Source organism: Neisseria sp. HMSC070F02, assembly GCF_001814225.1.
GTDB lineage: Bacteria > Pseudomonadota > Gammaproteobacteria > Burkholderiales > Neisseriaceae > Neisseria > Neisseria meningitidis.
Window position 1 is genome coordinate 1 of record NZ_KV815453.1, and the last position, 2,072, is coordinate 2,072.

Annotated in this window: 3 protein-coding genes; all 3 read left to right on the forward strand. The window is 45.9% G+C overall.

Features of this window, described 5'->3' with window-relative positions:
* Positions 1 to 105 precede the first annotated feature (105 nt).
* From HMPREF2959_RS07295 to HMPREF2959_RS07305, 3 genes are read left to right on the forward strand one after another with little or no spacing between them, the layout of a single operon-like run.
* Complete coding sequence (locus HMPREF2959_RS07295; protein WP_185081158.1) at positions 106 to 1,449, forward strand: replication initiation factor domain-containing protein; 1,344 nt, start codon at positions 106 to 108, stop codon at positions 1,447 to 1,449.
* A 44-nt stretch (positions 1,450 to 1,493) separates the two neighbouring features.
* A complete protein-coding gene (locus HMPREF2959_RS07300; protein WP_002218852.1) occupies positions 1,494 to 1,784 on the forward strand; it encodes a hypothetical protein in 291 nt (96 codons plus the stop codon).
* A gap of 4 nt (positions 1,785 to 1,788) precedes the next feature.
* A complete protein-coding gene (locus HMPREF2959_RS07305) occupies positions 1,789 to 1,986 on the forward strand; it encodes a hypothetical protein (RefSeq protein ID WP_002215770.1) in 198 nt (65 codons plus the stop codon).
* Positions 1,987 to 2,072: the final 86 nt, after the last annotated feature.

A 2,072-nucleotide genomic window follows, 5' to 3' on the forward strand; every position in this document is an offset into this window, starting at 1 on the left:
CCTTATATATTGCGTCCCTAAGAAGGGACGATTAACAAAAATTAACGTCCTTTACTTTCTACAAGTAACAGGGCTTTTTTTTGCCCGTTTTTGAGGATTCGCACCATGGAAGATAAGCAAGGGATGACAAAGGCGGTTGCCGGCGTGATGACGGACGCGCCAGCGGACGGCAGGAAGCCGACAACCGCTTCAAATCTTCCCCCCTTATCTAACAGGGGGGGGACAGAAACCGAAACGGCAGGCAGGGTTCAGGAAGTCTTCGAATGTTACGAAACGTACATAACGGACGGTAAAGGAAACCTGTTAGGCGTTCCTCTTCGGCGCGGTGTATCAGATTCGGCGTTCATCGATCAAATTAGCTTTTCATTTCATGAAAAAACCTTTTTCGATAAATACGGCGTTCGTGTAAGTCTTTTGGAAGACGAAGATTTCATTCGCGCCGCGTCCATGCTCGCCGAAGAAGTTTTCGGTTTCGGTATCTACAAAGAGTCCAAAGGCTCGGGCGGTCGTTTTTATGAGCGCTGTTGGTTGATGGGTTCGGAAGACGTCCTATACGGTCGCGTCCATTTTGGCGGACAAAACAATACCATCCTTTTCGAACTGACCGGCACCGGTTGCGGCGTCGCAAAAGAAGGCTGGGAATCACGACTTTTCGCATTCCTGACTAATGCAATCCGCCCAAAAATCACACGCGTTGACATCGCAAAAGACTTTTTCAACGGCGAATACAGCCCGAACCAAGCCCGTGAAGACCGAAATAAAGGTATGTTTACCTGTCATCACGTCAAACCAAAAGGCGAATGTTTGGGGTCAGATTGGGAAGAAGACGATGAAGCCAAAATGACCAAAGGCAAGACCTATGGTATCGGCTCCCGTGAATCGTCCAAATATGTCCGCGTCTATGAAAAAGGCAAGCAGTTGGGCGATAAAACAAGCACATGGACGCGCTTTGAAATTGAATTCAAAGCAAAAGACATCGTTATCCCTTTTGAAGTTTTGCAGAATCCGGGCGAATATTTCGGCGGCGCATATCCGATTTGCGAACGATTCGTCCAAAAGGCAACGCGCATACACGCGGTTAAGGAAGATAAGGTCATTTCAGCCGACCGCTACCTTGAATGGGTAAAAAAACAGTTTGGACGTGCGGCAAACGGTCTGAAATTCATTTTTCCCGAATTGGACAAAGCCAAACTGTTTGAACTGATTGAGCCGAGTCATCACAAGCTGCCCAAGTCTTTGGCTCCCGAAGCCTACGACTGCGCCTTTTTGAAAGCTCAAGCCATTCATGAACAGCCCGCATTCAAACCGTACAAAGACCCTTACTATATGTACGAATATTACGAGAATCTTGAAAAACAGCTTGAACAGCAAAAACACGTCAACAATGAAGAAAGCTATAACAACTTCATTTACGACAAATTCGCAAGACTACCGATTTCATGGGCTTAAAGTGTCTGTCCGAAAGACGTTTAATCACACAAGGAAACCAAAAAATGAACATCCAACTTCAAGGCCACATCGTCGGCGTTAAAAAATTCAACGGACAAATCGAAGGCAGGAGCTTCGACTATTGCCGCCTGATTGTCGCCACACCCTTAGACAGCTCCCAAGGCAACGCATTGGGCAGCTCTACTACTGAATACGATTTCGGCGGCTCTGCCAATTTCGAGCAGTTCCGAAACGCCCAATTTCCCATCGAAGCAAACCTGAACGTGGAAATAGTTACTACGGGCAAAACCCAAAAACTGAAAGTCATCGGTTTTCAACTCGTGAAGAAAGGCTGATTGAATGCAGAAAGTCTATGTTGTCCAGTCCGTATCAACAGGGGACTTTCTGTATCTCTCTCCTGAAACGGGCGACATCGGACATACCAAATTAATCACCAATGCCGATTATTTCTACGACTTCGAAGAAGCGATTAACGCAGGTTTGGAAGAAATCGGCAACCAATACGAATTTGTCGTATTCGGATTTTTGAAAGACTGATTTTCGGATGTTCGGCGGTCGTTTGAAAAACGCTCCATCCATTACCGCCAAACACTTTTTGAAGGAAAATATCATGAAATTTATTA